Annotated in this window: 16 protein-coding genes and 2 pseudogenes; 11 read left to right on the top strand and 7 right to left on the bottom strand. The window is 71.5% G+C overall.

Annotated features, from left to right (window positions below; all coding sequences use genetic code 11):
- Window positions 1-45 precede the first annotated feature (45 nt).
- Complete coding sequence (locus GTY56_RS05025) at window positions 46-1,065, bottom strand: substrate-binding domain-containing protein (RefSeq protein WP_161362875.1); 1,020 nt, start codon at window positions 1,063-1,065, stop codon at window positions 46-48.
- A 382-nt stretch (window positions 1,066-1,447) separates the two neighbouring features.
- The gene (locus tag GTY56_RS40320) at window positions 1,448-1,750 is read right to left on the bottom strand and encodes a carbonic anhydrase (RefSeq protein WP_237524386.1); all 303 of its coding nucleotides are present in this window, start codon (window positions 1,748-1,750) and stop codon (window positions 1,448-1,450) included.
- Window positions 1,751-1,813: 63 nt separating this feature from the next.
- Between GTY56_RS40320 and GTY56_RS39780 the strand changes: the two genes are divergently transcribed.
- Complete coding sequence (locus GTY56_RS39780) at window positions 1,814-2,005, top strand: hypothetical protein (protein ID WP_202509748.1); 192 nt, start codon at window positions 1,814-1,816, stop codon at window positions 2,003-2,005.
- Window positions 1,945-2,393: pseudogene (locus GTY56_RS41520) on the top strand (helix-turn-helix domain-containing protein); the annotation flags it as partial. The gene GTY56_RS39780 and the pseudogene GTY56_RS41520, both read left to right, overlap by 61 nt.
- Window positions 2,394-2,423: 30 nt before the next feature.
- On the opposite strand, the gene GTY56_RS05010 reads toward GTY56_RS41520, so the two are convergent.
- Entirely contained in the window at window positions 2,424-6,491 is a 4,068-nt protein-coding gene (locus GTY56_RS05010; protein WP_161362871.1) for a CHAT domain-containing protein, read from the bottom strand.
- 236 nt (window positions 6,492-6,727) lie between these two features.
- Here GTY56_RS05010 and GTY56_RS05005 point away from each other — a divergent pair, with 236 nt between their 5' ends.
- Both GTY56_RS05005 and GTY56_RS05000 read left to right on the top strand, forming a co-directional pair.
- Entirely contained in the window at window positions 6,728-7,099 is a 372-nt protein-coding gene (locus GTY56_RS05005) for a hypothetical protein (RefSeq protein WP_161362869.1), read from the top strand.
- On the top strand, window positions 7,096-7,989 hold the full coding sequence (locus tag GTY56_RS05000; protein WP_161362867.1) for a hypothetical protein: 894 nt from the start codon (window positions 7,096-7,098) through the stop codon (window positions 7,987-7,989). Before GTY56_RS05005 ends, GTY56_RS05000 begins: the two co-directional genes overlap by 4 nt.
- A gap of 41 nt (window positions 7,990-8,030) precedes the next feature.
- Here GTY56_RS05000 and GTY56_RS41280 read toward each other — a convergent pair.
- Together GTY56_RS41280 and GTY56_RS04990 are read right to left on the bottom strand one after the other, a co-directional pair.
- A pseudogene (locus tag GTY56_RS41280) lies at window positions 8,031-8,264 on the bottom strand (helix-turn-helix domain-containing protein); the annotation flags it as partial.
- Between the two features lie 26 nt (window positions 8,265-8,290).
- Window positions 8,291-8,722 (bottom strand): helix-turn-helix domain-containing protein, encoded by a 432-nt coding sequence (locus GTY56_RS04990; RefSeq protein ID WP_161362863.1) that lies wholly within the window; start codon window positions 8,720-8,722, stop codon window positions 8,291-8,293.
- A gap of 77 nt (window positions 8,723-8,799) precedes the next feature.
- Between GTY56_RS04990 and GTY56_RS04985 the strand changes: the two genes are divergently transcribed.
- From GTY56_RS04985 to GTY56_RS04975, 3 genes are read left to right on the top strand one after another with little or no spacing between them, the layout of a single operon-like run.
- A complete protein-coding gene (locus tag GTY56_RS04985) occupies window positions 8,800-9,651 on the top strand; it encodes a class I SAM-dependent methyltransferase (protein ID WP_161362861.1) in 852 nt (283 codons plus the stop codon).
- Between the two features lie 51 nt (window positions 9,652-9,702).
- A complete protein-coding gene (locus tag GTY56_RS40310) occupies window positions 9,703-10,413 on the top strand; it encodes a ThuA domain-containing protein (RefSeq protein WP_161362860.1) in 711 nt (236 codons plus the stop codon).
- Entirely contained in the window at window positions 10,383-11,492 is a 1,110-nt protein-coding gene (locus GTY56_RS04975) for a Gfo/Idh/MocA family protein (protein WP_161362858.1), read from the top strand. The genes GTY56_RS40310 and GTY56_RS04975 overlap by 31 nt, the downstream gene beginning before the upstream one ends.
- A gap of 2 nt (window positions 11,493-11,494) precedes the next feature.
- Here GTY56_RS04975 and GTY56_RS04970 read toward each other — a convergent pair whose 3' ends face one another.
- A complete protein-coding gene (locus GTY56_RS04970; RefSeq protein ID WP_161362856.1) occupies window positions 11,495-12,973 on the bottom strand; it encodes a glutamate-cysteine ligase family protein in 1,479 nt (492 codons plus the stop codon).
- 140 nt (window positions 12,974-13,113) lie between these two features.
- Here GTY56_RS04970 and GTY56_RS04965 point away from each other — a divergent pair, with 140 nt between their 5' ends.
- The 3 genes from GTY56_RS04965 to GTY56_RS04955 all read left to right on the top strand — a co-directional run bounded on the left by GTY56_RS04965 (window position 13,114) and on the right by GTY56_RS04955 (window position 16,066).
- Entirely contained in the window at window positions 13,114-14,295 is a 1,182-nt protein-coding gene (locus GTY56_RS04965; RefSeq protein ID WP_161362854.1) for an MFS transporter, read from the top strand.
- Between the two features lie 99 nt (window positions 14,296-14,394).
- The gene (locus GTY56_RS04960) at window positions 14,395-15,273 is read left to right on the top strand and encodes an SDR family oxidoreductase (RefSeq protein WP_161362853.1); all 879 of its coding nucleotides are present in this window, start codon (window positions 14,395-14,397) and stop codon (window positions 15,271-15,273) included.
- Between the two features lie 64 nt (window positions 15,274-15,337).
- Window positions 15,338-16,066, top strand: a complete 729-nt coding sequence (locus GTY56_RS04955; protein ID WP_161362851.1) for a maleylpyruvate isomerase family mycothiol-dependent enzyme — start codon at window positions 15,338-15,340, stop codon at window positions 16,064-16,066.
- A 72-nt stretch (window positions 16,067-16,138) separates the two neighbouring features.
- Here GTY56_RS04955 and GTY56_RS04950 read toward each other — a convergent pair whose 3' ends face one another.
- Window positions 16,139-16,531 carry a MarR family winged helix-turn-helix transcriptional regulator gene (locus GTY56_RS04950; RefSeq protein ID WP_031103771.1) on the bottom strand — a complete coding sequence of 131 codons (393 nt, stop codon included), beginning with the start codon at window positions 16,529-16,531 and terminating at the stop codon, window positions 16,139-16,141.
- Between the two features lie 86 nt (window positions 16,532-16,617).
- On the opposite strand from GTY56_RS04950, the gene GTY56_RS04945 reads away from it, so the two are divergent.
- On the top strand, window positions 16,618-16,871 hold a 254-nt coding region (locus GTY56_RS04945), incomplete at its 3' end, for an MFS transporter (RefSeq protein ID WP_161362849.1).

Here is a 16,871-nt window from a genome sequence, read left to right as displayed (position 1 = left end):
GCTCGGCAGAGGTTCGCTGATCTAACGCGAATTGTCAGACAGGCTCTAGTCGCCGGGGAGCGGCCGGGTGGAGTCGCGCAGGACGAGGCCGGGGGCGAAGACGCGGGTCTCGTGGAGGTGGTCCGCGCGGGCCTCGATCTCGTCGAGCAGCATCTCCACCGCCGCCCGGCCGAGGTCCTCGACGGGCTGCCGGACCGTCGTCAGGGTCGTCGCCCCGAAGGTCGCGACGTCGAGGTCGCCGTAGCCGACGACCTGCACGTCCTCGGGGACGCGCACGCCGCGTTCGGTGAGCCCCCGGCACAGGCCGGCGGCGAGGAAGTCGTTGGTGCAGAAGACCCCGTCGGGCAGGTCCTCCAGCCCGCGGGCGATCTCCGTGCCGTAGGCGACGGTCATCCGCTCGGCGACGACCTGGCCCAGCCGGGCCTCGCGGCGGCTGCGGACGGCCTGCCGGGCGCCCTGGTAGCGGTCGGCGCACTGGCGTATGCCGCGCTCGCCGTTGACGACGAGGATGTCGCGAGCCCCGCTGTCGAGGAGGTGCTGCACGGCGATGCGGCCGCCGGCGATGTCGTCGACGGAGGCCGAGCAGCCCTCCCGGTCGGGCATCGCACGGTCGGCCAGGACGAGCGGGATGCCCCGCTCGCGCAGCCGGGCCAGCCGGCCCGGGTCGGCGCTGAGCGGCACGACGACGACGCCGACGGCCCGCTGCTCGACGAGCATGCTGAAGTACCCCTGCTCCCGCTCGGGGGCGTCCCCGCTGTGGCACAGGACGAGCGAGTAGCCGTGGTCGTATGCCGCGTCGGCGGCGCCCCGCGCGATGCGTGCGTAGAAGGAGTTGGTGACGTCGGGCAGGACCAGCCCGATCGCGGAGGAGTGACCGGTGCGCAGACCGGCGGCTCCCGGGTGGGGGACGTAGTCGAGCGCGGCGACGGCGACGCGGACGCGCTCGGCGGTCTGCGCGGTGACCCGCTCGGGCCGGTTGAGCACGTTCGACACCGTGGACACCGAGACACCGGCGGCGGCTGCGACGTCCTGGATGCGGGCGGGGCGTGCCGGAACGGCCTCCACCCCCTCGCTGTTGCAGCCGCGCGACCAGGCACGACGATGGCCTTCATGGGCGCCGCAAGTATAGCGCGACCGGGCTTGGAACGTTTTTCGCGCCTGGTCGCCACGGGCTGCGGTCAGGCGGACAGCGCGCCGGTGAGGACCTCCACCCGGCCGGTGTCGTGCGAGTAGTAGGTGCTGACGACGGCCGGGTCGCCCTTCTTCACGAGCGGCGCGAGGTCCTTGTTGGTCCGCAGGCCGGCGGCGTCTGCTCGGTGTGGATCCGGACCATCGCGTCGAGGGTGTCGGCGTGCTGCCGCTTGACGGCCTCCCGGTAGGCCGGCCGCAGGGCTTCGGCGATCGACTGGAGGTTGCCGGGCAGCGGCTTGCGGTCCTCCAGTGCTTCCTACGCCGCCTTCACCGCGCCGCACCGCTGGTGGCCGAAGACCACGACGAGCGGTGTGCCGGACGTCATCGGGCCGTACTCCACGGATCCGACGACGACCGGTCCGACGACCTGTCCGCCGGTGCGCATCACGAACAGGTCGCCGGGGCCCGTGTCGAAGACGAGCTCCGGCGGTACGCGGGAGTCGATGCAGGAGAGGATGACGCCGTACGGGTCCTGCGCCCCGGCGACGAACTCGCGCCGCTTCGGATCGCGGTCGGGGTGCCGCAGTTCGCCGTCCACCCAGCGCTTGTTGCCGTCCATCAGCCGTGCGAACGCCGACCAGGGCGAGTCCGGTCGCGCGGCTGCGCGGGAGAGGGCGAGGGTGTGCCCGCCGCGACCGCGGCCCTGCCCGTGCCGGCCGCGTCCTTCGACGAGCAGGCGGTGAGCAGCGCTGCGCCGGCGGCCGGCCCACCGGTGAGTATGGCCCTGCGCTGCGGTGACGCGGCGGCACTCATGTGGGCCGTCCCCGGTTTCAGGCCGGGCAGCGGTTCGCGGCGGCTGAGAAGACTGCGGTGATCGCGAAGGACTCACGGGTGAGCGTGCGGTCAGTGGAACGCTGGCGCCGTGCCTGGCGCGAGGGCGGCACGAGGGCCCTGCGCTCGGCGGGTCCGGCGAACGCCCCGACCGTCACCGACGCCCATTTCGCCGTGTTGGAGGAGGAACTCGGCAAGGGACCCGCAGCTCACGGTTTCGATGACGAACGGTGGACCCTGGCCGGGTTCGGGCGGTGATCCGTCGGCGTCTGCGGGTGAGGCTGTCGGTGGCGACGGTGCGGCGGCTGCTGAACGGCACCCATCTGGCCGCGGGGGTGAAGCGGTATGAGGCTGAGCACGACTGGCTCGCCACCGTCCGGCTGCCGCCGTATGTACCCGACCTGAACCCCGTCGAGGCCGTCTGGTCGCTCGGTGCCCTTTTCAAGGGGGCTCACATGTCGCTAAAGGCCATAGTGCATGAACGGGGCCCAGAGGTCGGGGTGACCGGGGTGGCGGTCGCGCAGGGCGCGGGCGGCGACGGCGAGGGCTGCGGCGGCCCTGGTGTGGCCGCCCGCATCGTGGAAGAGCTGGGAGAACTCGGTAGCGATCAGGTCGTGGACTGGCCAGAGGGTGGCCACCACACTGCGGAATCCGGCAAGTTGGAAGGCGGCGGCCAGGTGGGTCAGCTCGTCCGGGGCGTCCGGGGTGGGCATGACCGTGGCGCATGCCGAGAGCTGGGCGAACTCGGCTTTCGGTAGGTCCAGGCGGGACAGGTCGTCGATGGTCAGCAGGCCGTCGGAGAGCCCCAGACCGCTCAGGTGCGGGTGGGCGTCGTCGCGGAAGTTGTGGCAGGCGAAGTAGGCGCGGCTGGCCTGGGGGAGGGCGGTCAGGACGCTCTCGCGGGTCGCGGCCTCGTTGAGCAGCGCGACGGCTTGCGGAAGGCGCTCGGTCAGCGCCTGGCCTTCGGCCTCCGCGCCGGCCAGTTCAGCTCCGTTTGCGGTACGCCGCACCGCGACGATGAGGTCGTCGCCGGACTCGGGCGCGGCACCGCGAGTCACGGCGCGGGTCAGCAGCCGGATCGTCGGCGCGTATGACGACTCGATCAGGTCGAGCGCGGACCGGCCTCGCGGGGCGGTGGCGGCGTGCAGCGGAAACGCGCAGAGCAGGCCGGTTGGCACCCACCACACCCGGGTTGCCGAACCGATTGCTTCCAGCACCGGTCCGACCACCGCGGTCCACAGCCATGTGAGGATCTCGTTGGTGACACTGGATGCCGTGGCGGAAAGCAGTTCGTAGGCGTGCGAGCGGACGTCCTCATGGTCCAGCCCGTCCAGCGGCAGCGCGCGGACACCCGGCTCCGGTCCGATGATCAGGGCATGGCCGCCGAACCGGCTCACGTTGATCAGCACGATCGGGCCGGGCAGGTTCAGGGCGGTCAGCTCGGCGGCGGCCAGTGGCCGCAGGAAGTTCTCGTGGCCGGGGACGCCGCGGATGTCGTCGAGCAGGTTGGCCCAGGCGTTGCGGTTCTGCCAGGCCTGGGTGGCGCGCACGTAGCCGTCTGTGGGGCGCTCGGTTCGGTCCGCGGTGATCGACTGGCGCAGGCGTTCGAAGCGTTCGGCAAGATCGGGCCGGGCAGCGCGGAGTATCGTCAGGTCGGAGCGCAGATCAAGTTCCAGCGACAGCAGTACCGCGCGGGCCTCCTCGGCCGTCTCCAGCGCGGTGGCCGGGTCGCCTGCCAGGATGTACGCGGTAACCGCCTCGCTGCCCACTTCGGTGATCTGGGTGAGCCGCGCGGCCCGGTCCACCCGGTCGATCTCCTCCAGCGCGGCGACGCGCATCAGGGCGACCGCTTCGCGATAGCAGGTGACGGCAAGGTCGTAGCGCCGGTGGTTCAGGGCGAGCCGGCCAGCGCCGCGTAGCGCAGTCAGGCTGTCCATCGCGTCGGTGATCGTGGTGCGCGCCAGATGACACAGCCGCTCCAGCTGCGCACCGGTCAGGTCGGAATGCTGTTCGTAGACGCGGGTCAGGCGGCTGAGCAGTGGTCCGCGGTAAGGGCCGATCTGTGAAACCAGATCGAGCGCCTCCTCCAGCAGACCGGCGGCTTCGGTCAGTTCTGCGTTCTCCCGAGTCAGCAGGTAGCGTTCGAAACGTATGTCAGACAGGTGTGCAAGGTGTCCGGCCCGGTTGGTGGGATCCTGGTACGAGATGGTCTCGGCCTCGGCGGCACGCAGGGCGAGTTCCAGGTCGACCGCGAGGCCGGCGCTGCGAAAATCCCGCAAGAACCGGCTGGACTGTTTTTCGGTGGTTGGCATGTGGGATTGGAAGCTGAGCAGGAGCTCCTGCATCGCGGCGTCCATCGTTGCGGCGATCGCGGCACCCTCGGGCCCGTTCACGAGTTCCATGAGCATGGCGGGCCGGGTGACGTTGGTCCGCCCGGGGTCCGGGGTGGTCGTGCGCCGGGTGAAGCGCAGCCGCAGACTCCGGGCGCGGACCAACCGCTTGTGCTGCTGGGCGGCGTCGTGCGGGGCCAGCGCCGTTGCCTCGGCGGCCAGCTCGGCGGCGCTGTCCAGGTCACCGATGTTCTGGTTGTTCACGCCGCGGATCAGGTAGGCGTCGCTCAGCCAGCCGAGCCGTTCGGGCAGTTGCGGATCGTCGGCTCGGGTGGTCTCGATCGCGGTGCTCAGCAGGAGCACTGCAGCGTTCACTGCGGCCCGGTCCCCATCTTGGGAGGCGGCGCTGATCAGGATGTTGGCGCACCAGGCCTGCCGCTCCGGATCGGCTCGCGGTCCGAGGATGCGGTTCAGTGGGTCGGGCAGGCCTTCCGGGAGCGCCTCCGGCGCGGGCAGCCAGTGCATCAACGTCTGTGCGAGCTCGTTGTTCCGGCCAGAGTCGACCATCGCGTTGTGCCGCAGCATATGGAATTCGCCGAGCACGCCGCGGACCTGGGCCGGACGCGGCGAAGCCGGGTCGCGCGCGGCCATCCGCTGGGACAGCCACCACAGGTACGCGGCGTCGGTCATCGCCTCGGAGGACAGCACGAAGTCGTGGTCGCCAGTTCGGTCGACCGCGCGCAGCCGGCGTTTCAGGTTCTCCTGGGCCAGCGACTCCAGGTTGGGCAGCAGACCCGGCTCGGGGTCAGGTGCGGTCGGCTCCGGCCAGGCCGCGAGCACGGCTGTGCGCCCGACAACGATCGCGGCGCGTAACCGCTCCGGGTCCGGCCGCACTTGGTATTCGGCTTCGAGGGCCTCGGCCAGGTTCTCGGACACCGACACCCGCCCGGTCATCCGGGTTTGTGAGTTCTGGGCGCGTTGGAACAGGGAGATTGCTTCGTCCAGGTCGGCGACGTCGCCCAGCGCGTCGAAACGAATCCGCAGCGCCGTGGCGAGCAACGGCGTGGTGATCGGCCCGGGTGTGTTGTCACGGAGGAGCCTGATCGCTTCCTGGAGGTCCTCGGTCTGCCGGGACCGCTCGTAGTGGGCGGTGAGGGCTATGCCGAGTGCGATTCGGTGGTCCTCCTGGGTGTCGTCGGTCGCGCCGGCGAGGGCGGCCCGCAGGGAAGTCATGTGCTCCGCTGTCCCGCCCCCCAGGCCGTCCGGGTTGTTGTCCGGGTACAGGAGAAGCATCTGTGACAGGCGGGCGACCTGCGTGCCGACCGCCGCCCGCGACGGGCTCTCCGGCGGCAGCGCATCGACCGCTGCCGTGCCGTCGGCCACTGCCTGCCGCAGGTCATCCACGTACTGGAAGGCCAAGAAGCGCTGCCAGTGCGCGGCGCTGCGGTCGTACAGCAGTTCGGCTGGGTCGGAGGGCAGCGACCGGATGATGGTCAGGGCCTCGCCGGTCAGTGCCAGGGTCCGATCAATGTCGGACATCACCGAGGTCGTCTCGAATCGGGCTGCGTACAGCTTGGCGACGTTCTGCAACAGTACAGCGCGCAGCAGGTCTGGTTCGATCGCTAGGTCGAGTGCGCGTTCGCCGTAGGTGACAGCGGCATCGAGATCCGCAGGAGCACCGTTCTCGACGTACCGGTCGGTCAGCGCCACGGCCACCCGCATGAGCTCCGGCGCCGCGTCGGCGGTGAGATCCGGCGGCCAGTCCGACAGTGCGAAGAGACGGATCCCGGTGTCCCTGCGCCGAGTCAGCGTATGGCCCGCGACGTCGCGGAGAATCGCGTTGGCATGCGCCCTGCTGTCCTCGATCGTGGGCGGATTCGTGTCCCGGAAGTACTCCTGGATCTCCGGCGGTGGCGCGGTCGACCTGCGCTGCCACAGCACACGGAAGAACTCGAACGCCCACTGCTGCTCGATCTGCCGATTGTCCGGCGGTCCGCTTTCGAATCGCGCCCAGTGCAGCCAGGCAAGGAGGTGAAGGGCCAAGTCGACGAAGTCGTCACCGACGTCCGCGATCTGCACCCACCACAATCGCGCGGCCTCGACCAGGGCTTCGTCGTCCAGCACACCCTCGGAGTCGCCCTGCTGCCAGTCCGAAATTCGTTGTTGGAGCCGATCGCTGGGGTGCGCCGAGGCAGTCATGGACGGAACTGTCGCACCGGCACTGGGCGGTTGTCTTCGACACGGAGAGGTTGGTGCCCGTTGCCGGAGACTTCGCCAGTGGCCAACGGGCGGAGCAGGGCGGACTTCGAGACAGGAACCGTACTGTGGGGATACGTTCCACATGGCCGCTCGTCGGGCTGCGTGGCGGTCACCGTAGAAGTCAGTGTGGCGTCGCCTTGACGGGGGTAGATTGCGGCGAAGGCGGTGAAATCAACGTGTCGACAGATATCGCTGATGAGGAGCGCGAGCGGCTCGCGTTGACCCATCTCTGCGAACGTCTCCCTGACCTCCGCGCGGCGATACCGAGCCGTCCGGTGGAGTACCGGACGCTACTGACGGCGATCGAGACCGCGGCCCGGAACCGCACGCCGATCGCAGACCAGCTGGAGCAACTCATCCGGTTTGACGTCGTCAGGTCGGACAGCCGGTTGCCGCACGAGATGCCGTTCGGTCCCGGTCACGCCGACGAGGAGATCGCTCGCTGCCCGGACAACGCCTGCTCGCGTACCGAGCGCCCGCGACCGGCAGGGGTGTCGCCGCGCTGCCGGGTGACAGGTGAGCGGATGCCGAATCGGTCCACCGGATGACCACCTTCTTCGGCGAACTGGCCAAGAAGCTCGCTGAGCGTTGGGTGTCGCTGCTCGCCATCCCCGGCCTGCTCTTCCTCACCGTTCTGCTGGTCGGAGCCCAATTGCGCTGGGCGCACGCGGTCGAGGCCGACTACGCACTCGATTCGCTGGACAAGCTCGCGGCCGAAATCAACTCATGGTCCGCGGCCCGGAAGGCGCTCGGCGTGGCCGGTGTGCTGCTCGCCGCCGCCGCGGTCGGGCTCACGGCCGGCGGTCTGGCAGCCGTAGTTCGCCTGATCTGGCTCGGCCGCTGGCCGGGGCCCCTGGCACGGCGGCGCAGCGCGGCCCGCCGTGCCCGTTGGAACGCCCTGGTGGACGAGCGGTTTCGCCTGGCCGACATGCCCGGCCGAACCGCCGAAATGCAGGCCGCGATCGACGAGCTGGCGGCGCGGGCGAACCGGCTCGCCCTGGCCTGTCCGGCGAGTCCCACCTGGATCGGTGACCGGTTCAAGGCTGTCGAGTCGATCAGCCACGAGCGCTACGGCCTAGATCTGACCTTCGCATGGCCGGCGTTCTGGTTGGTTGCGCCGGACCTTGTCCGTTCCGAGGTCGAGGCGGCCGGAGGCCAGTTCGCCGACGCGACCGTCCGTGGCGCGTGGGCCACTCTGTACGGCCTGCTCGCGCTGCTCTGGCCGCCCTCCGCAGGGGTGGCCGTGGCCCTTGGCGTCGCCGCGTGGCGCAGGGGCCGTTCCTCGGCCGCGGCACAGACCCGGCTCCTCGAGGTCGCCCTGGACCTGCACGGGCGCGCGCTGGCCACCACACTCGGGGTGAGCGACGCGGACACGACCGGGCCGCTTACCCCTGAGGAGGGCGCCGAGATCACCCGGATCTGCCGTAAGGGACGCTGATCCACAAGGTTGCTTCAACCCGTGAGGCGCTGCCCATGGCCGAAATGGGCGTCGGTGACGGTCGGGGCGTCCGCCGGACCCGCCGAGCGCAGGGCCTTCGTGCCGCCCTCGCGCCAGGCACGGCGCCAGCGTTCCACTGACCGCACGCTCACCCGTGAGTCCTTCGCGATCACCGCAGTCTTCTCAGCCGCCGCGAACCGCTGCCCGGCCTGGAGCCGGATCGACTCACGAAACGCCCGACGCTCAGCGGTCAGGCCCCCGCCCTCCGGAGCCAGTTGTGGACCACGAGCGCGAGGGCCCGTCAACGGCGGCCGGGCACCCGCCGGTCAGGCGCGGCGACACCGCCGGACGCCGCCGCGTCGATCAGGCGGCGGAAGGTGCCACACTCCACGTGGCTGGGTGCGGGGCAGGCGGCGGCATGCCGCAAGGAGTCCCGCAGGACGCCCAGTTCGCGGATCCTGCGGTCCAGTTCATCCGCCTTGGCGGACAGCATCCGCCGGTCGATCCACGGCTGCCCGTCCGGGGCGATCATCTGCGCGATCTCGTCGAGCGAGAACCCGGCCGTCCGCCCCAGCGCGATCAGCGCGAGCCGCTCCAGCACCCCGGGGTCGTACTGACGCCGCAGCCCGCGCCGGCCGGTCGAGGCGATGAGCCCCTTCTCCTCGTAGAAGCGCAGGGTCGAGGGGGGCACACCGGCGCGGTGCGCCACTTCGGCGATGTCCAGGTCTGTCATTGTCTTGACCTCAAGTCGACTTGAAGTAGAACGCTGTCATCCCGTCCCGACGAAGGCAAGCAGAAGGAGAGACGACGATGGATGCCTCACGCAAATCCGACGACGAGCAGACCGCCCGCTGGAACGGGCCCGCCGGCCACGCATGGGTGGATCTCCAGGAGCTGCTGGACGAGATGTTCAGGCCGTTCGAGGAGCTGCTCGTCGACGCGGTGGCCGCCGAACACGCGGGCAGTGTGCTCGATGTCGGCTGCGGCACGGGCGGCATCACCCGGGCCGTCGCACGCAGGACGGGTCACTGCGTGGGGGTCGACATCTCGGGGCCGATGATCGAGGCGGCCCGGGCGCACGCCGAGCGGGAGGGCGTACCGGCGTCCTTCATCCAGGCCGACGCGCAGGAGTACGCGTTCGAACCCGGAGCATTCGACGCGGTCGTCTCGCGCTTCGGCGTCATGTTCTTCCATGACCCCGTGCGGGCCTTCGGCAATCTGCGGAGCACGGTGAGGGACGGGGCCGGGCTGCGGTGCGTGGTGTGGCGGGGGCCCGAGGAGAACCCGTTCATGACGACGGCGGAACGCGCCGCGGCCCCGTTCCTGCCGGAGCTGCCCGCCCGGCGGCCGGACCAGCCGGGCCAGTTCGCGTTCGCGGACCCGGAGCGCGTCCACCGCATCCTGACGGAGAGCGGCTGGGCCGGGATCGACATCCAGCCGGTGGACGTGGTCTGCGCCCTGCCCGAGCAGGACCTCGTCACCTACTTCACGCGGCTCGGTCCGCTCGGCATGGTCCTGCCCGGGGCCGACGAGCGGACCCGGGCGGAGATCGTCGAGGCGGTCCGGCCGGCCTTCGACCCCTTCGTGCGGGGCACCCGGGTCCGCTACACCGCGGCCTGCTGGATGGTCTCGGCCCGGGCCTCCGCCGCGAAACTTTCGTGAGGTCCGGCCCTCTTTTCCGATCGCGCGCGACCGGCGCATAGTGAGATCACGATGACGCAGAAGAGAGCCTTGGTGGTACGGGGCGGCTGGGAAGGGCACCAGCCGGTCGAGGCCACGGAACTGTTCCTGCCCTTCCTCCGGAGCAACGGATACGCCGTCCGGGTCGAGGAGTCGACCGAGGTCTACGCGGACGCCGGCGAACTGGCCGCGACCGATCTGGTCGTGCAGTGCGTGACGATGTCGGAGATCACACGCGAGCAGCTGGCGGGGCTGACGTCCGCGGTCGTGGCCGGGACCGGCTTCACCGGCTGGCACGGCGGCATCGTCGACTCGTTCCGCGCCTCCTCGGACTATCTGCACCTGGTGGGGGGCCAGTTCGCCACACACCCCGGCAAGGAGCCGTGCGAACGCCGGGGTGAGGCGGCGGACAACTTCCTGCCCCACACCGTCACCGTCACCGATGCCGGCCGGGCGCACCCGATCACGGCCGGCATCGAGGAGTTCACCCTGGACACCGAGCAGTACTGGGTGCTTCACGACGATCTCATCGACGTCCTGGCCACCACCACGCATCCCACCCGGTCGTGGCAGCCCTGGCACCGGCCGGTCACCTCACCGGCGGTCTGGACCCGCCGGTGGGGCGCCGGCCGGATCGTGGTGACGACGCCGGGGCACAGTGTCGACGTGCTGGAGCACCCGCACGTCCGCACCATCATCGAGAGGGGCATGCTGTGGGCGACGCGCACCGCGTCGGGGTCGTAGGACTCGGCGTCATCTCCCGCGCGTACCTGGACACCCTCGCCGGCCACCCCGGGGTGCGCGTCACCGCGGTCGCCGACCTCGACGCCTCCCGGTCGGCCACTGCCGCCGCCGAACTCCCGGGCGCCCGGGCGCTGTCGGCCGAGGAACTGCTGAGCAGCCCGGACGTGGACACGGTGCTGAACCTGACCACCCCGGCGGCCCACGCCGGGATAGCCCTCGGGGCGATCAGCCACGGCAAGAACGTCTACGGGGAGAAGCCGCTGGCGGCGGACCTGGAGGACGCCCGGTCCGTCCTGGGCGCCGCCGCCCGGGCGGGCACCGGGGTGGGCTGCGCCCCGGACACCGTGCTGGGCACCGGCATCCAGACAGCGCGGGCGGCCGTGGAGGCGGGCAGGATCGGACGCCCCCAGTTCGCCTCCGCCGTGATGGTCACCCCGGGGCATGAACGCTGGCATCCCCACCCCGACTTCTACTACACGGCCGGCGGCGGCCCGCTGCTGGACATGGGGCCGTACTACCTGTCGTCCCTGGTCCATCTGCTGGGGCCGGTGCGTGCCGTGACCGGGGCGGCCGGGCGGCTGCGCACCGAGCGCGTGATCGGTTCCGGCCCGCGCGCGGGCGAGCGCATACCGGTCGAGGTGGACAGCCATGTCTCCGGAGTGCTGGAGCACGTGAACGGGACGCTGACGACGCTCACGACGAGCTTCGACGGCGTGGCCACCACGGCCGCCCCGATCGAGGTGCACGGCGAGAGCGGCACCCTGGCGGTGCCCGACCCGAACCGCTTCGACGGCGAGGTCCGCCTGCACGCGCTCGGCGACACGGGATGGCGGGCCCTGCCGGTGTCCGCGGGCTACGCGGACGGCTCCCGCGGCCTCGGACTGCTGGACTTCCTCACCGCCGACGCGTCGCGGGCGCCGCGCGCCGGTGGTGAACTCGCCCTGCACGTGCTGGAGACGATGACCGCGCTGCTGCGTTCGGCGGCCGAGGGACGCCGGATCGAGCTGACGACGTCGGCGCGGGTGCCCGCACCCGTGCCCCTGACGGCCGCCGCCCAGTGGCAGGGCCGGCCCGCCTGAGGTCAGTCCACGGGCCAGGTGTGCGCGGGCGCGTTCATGTGCATGTAGTCCATGTACGTCCTGGTCATCTGCCGCAGTGCCTCCCGCCGGTCGGCGATGCCGGCCTTCTCCAGGTGGTGCACCATCTCAGCCTGCCACTGGGCGCCGTTGCGGCCGGTGACGCAGCGCTGCTCGATGATGCCCAGCAGGGGTTCGCGCCACGCGGCGTCCATGCCGGTCAGCTCCAGGCCCCGGTGGGCCAGAGGCAGCAGCCGCCGCAACACCAGTTCCGTGACCGGCACTTCGCCCACACCGGGCCAGTACAGGCGGGCGTCGATGCCGTCGCGGGCGGCGGTGTGCAGGTTCTCCTCGGCCACCGAGAAGGACATCCGCGTCCACACCGGCCGGTCCTCGTCGACCAGGGCGCGGGTCAGCCCGTAGTAGAAGGCGCCGTTGGCGATGATGTCGGCCACGGTGGGGCCGGCGGGCAGCACCCGGTTCTCGATGCGCAGATGCGGGCCGCTGTCGGTGACCGCGTAGATGGGGCGGTTCCAGCGGTAGATCGTGCCGTTGTGCAGGGTCAGTTCGCCCAGCTGGGGGACGCCGCCGCTGTCCAGCTCGCGCTGCGGGTCCTCGTCCTCGCACAGGGGCAGCAGGGCCGGGAAGTATCGCACGTTCTCCTCGAAGAGGTCGAAGACGCTGGTGATCCAGCGCTCGCCGAACCACACCCGGGGCCGTACGCCCTGGGCCTTGATCTCTTCGGGGCGGGTGTCGGTGGCCTGCTCGAACAGGGGGATGCGGGTCTCGCGCCACAGCTCCTTGCCGAACAGGAACGGCGAGTTCGCCGCGAGGGCGATCTGCACGCCCGCGATGGCCTGGGCGGCGTTCCAGTAGTGCGGGAACTCCTTGGGGTCGACCTGGAGATGGAACTGGGTGCTGGTGCAGGCCGCCTCGGGGGTGATGGTGTCGGCGTACGTCGACAGGCGCTCCACGCCGTCGACCCTGATCCGCAGGTCCTCGCCCCGGGCCGCGAAGATCTGCTCGTTGAGCAGCCGGTACCGGGGGTCGCCGGAGAGCGCGGACTCGCTGACGTCCGACTCGCCGAGGGTCGGCAGGATGCCGACCATGATCAGGTGCGCGCCCACCGCCGCTGCGCGGTCCTCGGCGTGGTTCAGGGCGTCCCGGATCGCCTGCTCCCAGGAGCCGGGGCCGCCGGCGGTCAGCTGCCGGGGCGGGATGTTGATCTCCAGGTTGAAGCGGCCCAGCTCGCTCGACCAGGCGGGGTCGGCGATCGCCTGGAGCACGTCGGTGTTGCGCATCGCGGGCAGTCCGGCGTCGTCGACCAGGTTGAGCTCTATCTCGAGACCGACCTGGGGGCGCTCGCTCTCGAACCCCGACTCGTGGAGCATCCGGGCGAGCACTTCGAGGTCGGTGTGCATCTTCTCCCGGTAGCGACGACGGTCCTCCCGGGTGAACACCAGGGCCGGCACGTCACGTCCCATGTGCCCTCCTGCGCTCCTGCGGCGGCTGGGTCCGCACCTCAGCGGATGGTCTCGTCCCAGAGTCGCACCTTGTCCCCGACACCGCACCCACCTAGCCTCAGTTTGTGCCGCACATAAACAAAACCCGAACGCACAAGGACGTGCCGGGCCACAGCAGCTCCCTCACCCGGCTCCGGATCGCCCTCACCGTCTTCTTCGCCCTCGACGGCTTCGTCTTCGCCGGCTGGGTCGTGCGCATCCCCGCCATCAAGGCGCAGACCGGCGCCTCCGCCAGTGCCCTCGGCCTCGCCCTCCTGGGCGTCTCCGCCGGGGCCGTCGTCACCATGACCCTCACGGGGCGCCTGTGCCGTCGTTTCGGCAACCACCGGGTCACCGTCGTCTGCGCCGTCCTGCTCTCCCTGAGCGTCGCCCTGCCCCCGCTGACCCGTTCGGTGCTCACGCTGGGCCTGGTCCTGCTGCTCTTCGGGGCCGCGTACGGCGGGATCAACGTCGCCTTCAACAGCGCGGCCGTCGAGCTCGTGGCGGCCCTGCGGCGGCCGGTCATGCCGAGCTTCCACGCGGCCTTCAGCCTGGGCGGCATGGTCGGAGCGGGGCTGGGCGGGCTGGTGGCGGGGGCCCTCTCCCCCACGCGGCACCTGCTGCTGCTCACCCTCGTCGGCCTGGTCGTGACCGCCGCGGCGGGCCCCACGCTTCTGCGGCACGAGCCGCCGGTGCCTCCGGAGCGGGACCTGCCCGCCGAAGGCGCCCCGCGCCGCCTGGACGGCCGCACCCGGGCACTGGTGATCGTCTTCGGCGTGATCGCCGGGTGCACCGCGTACGGCGAGGGGGCGCTGGCCGACTGGGGCGCCCTGCACCTCGAACAGGACCTGCACGCCTCGGCGGGCGCAGCGGCCGCGGGCTACTCCTGTTTCGCGCTCGCCATGACGGTGGGACGGCTGACCGGCACGACGCTGCTGGAACGCCTCGGGCGGACCCGGACCGTCGTCGCCGGCGGCACCACCGCGGCGGCCGGAATGCTGCTCGGCTCCCTCGCCCCCACCTTCTGGGCTGCCCTCCTCGGATACGCGGTCACGGGCATCGGCCTGGCGAACCTGTTCCCCGTGGCGGTGGAGCGCGCGGGCGCCCTGGCGGGCCCCGGCGGCGTCGCCACGGCCTCCACGCTCGGCTACGGGGGCATGCTCCTCGGCCCGCCCGCGATCGGCTTCATGGCGGACTGGTTCACCCTGCCGGCCGCGCTGACCAGTGTGGCGGTGCTGGCGGCGGTGGCGGCGGTCGTGGGGGCGCTGGTGGGGGTGGCCGCCCGGCGCGCGGCCGGGGACTGAAGGGGAGACGCTGCCAGGGGGGATGCCGGTGATCCTGGGTACCCGTGGCCACGCCCGTTGTGATCACCGGGCCGTACGACGCGCCAAGGAGGCAGACCCGTGACCGAACAGCAGCACCCCGGCGAGCAGCACCCGACCCCGGAGTTTCCCTCCCAGGACCAGCCGCACCCCGGTTGGACGGGGCCGATGGACCCGCCCCCGGACCACGGTGAGGAGTCCTACCGGGGCAGCGGCCGGCTGGAGGGCCGCAAGGCCGTGATCACCGGTGGGGACTCGGGGATCGGCCGCGCGGTCGCCCTCGCGTTCGCCCGCGAGGGAGCCGACGTGCTCTTCACCCATCTGGATGACGAGAAGGACGACGCCGCCGAGACCGCCCGGCTCGTCGAGGCGGCCGGGCGCCGTGCGGTGCCCGTCTCGTGCGACGTCCGGGAGGAGGAGAACTGCCGGGCGCTGATCGAGCGGGCCGTGGACGAGTTCGGCCGGATCGACGTCCTCGTGAACAACGCCGCGTACCAGATGTCCCAGCCCGACGGCATCGAGGCGATCACCACCGAGCAGTTCGACCGGGTGCTGCGCACCAACCTGTACGGCATGTTCTGGCTGTGCAAGCTGGCCCTGCCGCACATCCCCGAGGGCGGCAGCATCATCAACTCCACGTCGGTGCAGGCGTACAAGCCCAGTCCGCATCTGCTGGACTACGCGACGACGAAGGGCGCGATCGTCACGTTCACACAGGGGCTGGCGCAGATGCTGATCGAGAGGGGCATCCGCGTCAACGCGGTGGCGCCGGGCCCGGTGTGGACGCCGCTGATCCCGGCGACCCTGCCGGACACCCAGTCGTTCGGCAAGCAGGCCCCCATCGGGCGGCCCGCCCAGCCGGCCGAGATGGCTCCGGCGTACGTCTTCCTCGCCTCGCAGGAGGCGTCGTACATCACCGCCGAGATCGTCAACGCCACGGGCGGGACGCCGCTGCCGTAGCCTGCGGGCCGGCCGCCGGAAATCCCCGGGCTTCGAGAGCGCTTCATGCGGAAGACTCGGTGCCATGGAGACCGCCGAGTTCCTCGAAGCACTGGAGAAGGAAGGCCGGCTGCTGGCCGCGGCCGCCGAGGAGGCCGGGACCGACGCCAAGGTGCCGACCTGTCCCGGGTGGCAGGTGCGCGACCTGCTGCGGCACACGGGTGCCGTGCACCGCTGGGCCGCCGCGTTCGTCGCGGAGCAGCTCACCGAGCGCCGTCCGACGGCTGAACCCACCGGCCTGGACGGCGCGGAGCTGGTGGCCTGGTACCGCGACAGCCACCGGCACCTCGTCCGTACGCTGGCCGGCGCCTCGCCCGACGTGGAGTGCTTCACCTTCCTGCCCGCGCCGTCGCCGCTGGACTTCTGGGCCCGTCGGCAGGCGCACGAGACGGCAGTGCACCGGGTCGACGCCGAGTCCGCGCGCGGTGGCAGCCCGACCGGCGTCACCCCCGAGTTCGCCACCGACGGCATCGACGAACTGCTGCGCGGCTTCCACGCCCGCTCCAGGAGCCGGGTACGCACCCCCGGGCCGCGCGTCCTGCGGGTCCGCGCGCAGGACACCGGCGCGGTGTGGACCGTGCGGCTGTCACCGGAACCGCCCGTGACGACGCGGGACGCCTCCGGCGACGCCGAGTGCGAACTGTCCGGCCCGGCCGAGGAGTTGTACCTGGCGCTGTGGAACCGGGCACCGCTGCCGAAGGCCACGGGCGACCAGGCACTCGCCGCCCTGTGGCGGGAGGCGTCGGCGATCTGAGCGGCGGCCCGCGGGTGATCAGCCCGCGGTGGGTGGTCAGCCGACGGCAGGTGATCAGCCGGCGGCGGGCGGTCAGCCGTCGGTGAGCATCCGCGCCAGCACCGCGCGCTGCACGGGAAGCACCTCGCCGTGCAGCGCGCGCCCCTTCGCCGTGAGGCAGACCTTCACGCCGCGCCGGTCCTCGGAGCACATGCCTCGCTCGACGAGGCCCTCCTTCTCCAGCCGGGCGATCAGCCGCGACAGCGCGCTCTGGCTCAGGTGGACCCGCTCGGAGATCTCCTGGACGCGGTAGGACGGCGTGCCCTTCGGGGTGCGGCACCCGGCGAGGACGTCGAGCACCTCGAAGTCGCTGGCGCACAGGCCGTGGCCGTGCAGAGCACGGTCGAGTTCGCACTGTGTCCGCGCATGCAGCGCCAGAATGTCCCGCCACTGTTCCACGAGCGCCTGCTCGGCCTGCTGAGCCATGCGCCGCACCGTAACAGAGAACCGAGATTGTTGCACCTGAATTAAATGCACTTGCATCTCATGCATACGCATGTACTGTCCGGGGTATGACCTCTCCGCTCATCTCCCCTGCGTCCGAGGGTCGTTGGACGCCACGGCTCTGGGGCACCCTGCTCGTGCTCTGCGCCGCGATGTTCCTGGACGCCCTGGACGTGTCCATGGTCGGCGTCGCCCTGCCGTCCATCGGTGCCGATCTCGGCCTGTCGACCTCGGCGCTGCAATGGATCGTCAGCGGCTACATCCTGGGCTACGGCGGTCTGCTGCTCCTGGGCGGCCGGGCCGCCGACCTGCTGGGCCGGCG

Origin of the sequence: Streptomyces sp. SID5643 (assembly GCF_009872555.1) — a bacterium.
Lineage (GTDB): Bacteria > Actinomycetota > Actinomycetes > Streptomycetales > Streptomycetaceae > Streptomyces > Streptomyces iakyrus.
This window is presented reverse-complemented; position numbering and strand designations above follow the sequence as displayed.

Bases quoted from the DNA above. Each gene is read 5' to 3' on its own strand.
- GTY56_RS40320 (WP_237524386.1), bottom strand. From the start codon at position 1,750: ATGGACGGCAACAAGCGCTGGGTGGACGGCGAACTGCGGCACCCCGAC.
- GTY56_RS05010 (WP_161362871.1), bottom strand. From the start codon at position 6,491: ATGACTGCCTCGGCGCACCCCAGCGATCGGCTCCAACAACGAATTTCG.
- GTY56_RS05000 (WP_161362867.1), top strand. From the start codon at position 7,096: ATGACCACCTTCTTCGGCGAACTGGCCAAGAAGCTCGCTGAGCGTTGG.
- GTY56_RS04990 (WP_161362863.1), bottom strand. From the start codon at position 8,722: ATGACAGACCTGGACATCGCCGAAGTGGCGCACCGCGCCGGTGTGCCC.
- GTY56_RS04985 (WP_161362861.1), top strand. From the start codon at position 8,800: ATGGATGCCTCACGCAAATCCGACGACGAGCAGACCGCCCGCTGGAAC.
- GTY56_RS40310 (WP_161362860.1), top strand. From the start codon at position 9,703: ATGACGCAGAAGAGAGCCTTGGTGGTACGGGGCGGCTGGGAAGGGCAC.
- GTY56_RS04970 (WP_161362856.1), bottom strand. From the start codon at position 12,973: ATGGGACGTGACGTGCCGGCCCTGGTGTTCACCCGGGAGGACCGTCGT.
- GTY56_RS04955 (WP_161362851.1), top strand. From the start codon at position 15,338: ATGGAGACCGCCGAGTTCCTCGAAGCACTGGAGAAGGAAGGCCGGCTG.
- GTY56_RS04950 (WP_031103771.1), bottom strand. From the start codon at position 16,531: ATGGCTCAGCAGGCCGAGCAGGCGCTCGTGGAACAGTGGCGGGACATT.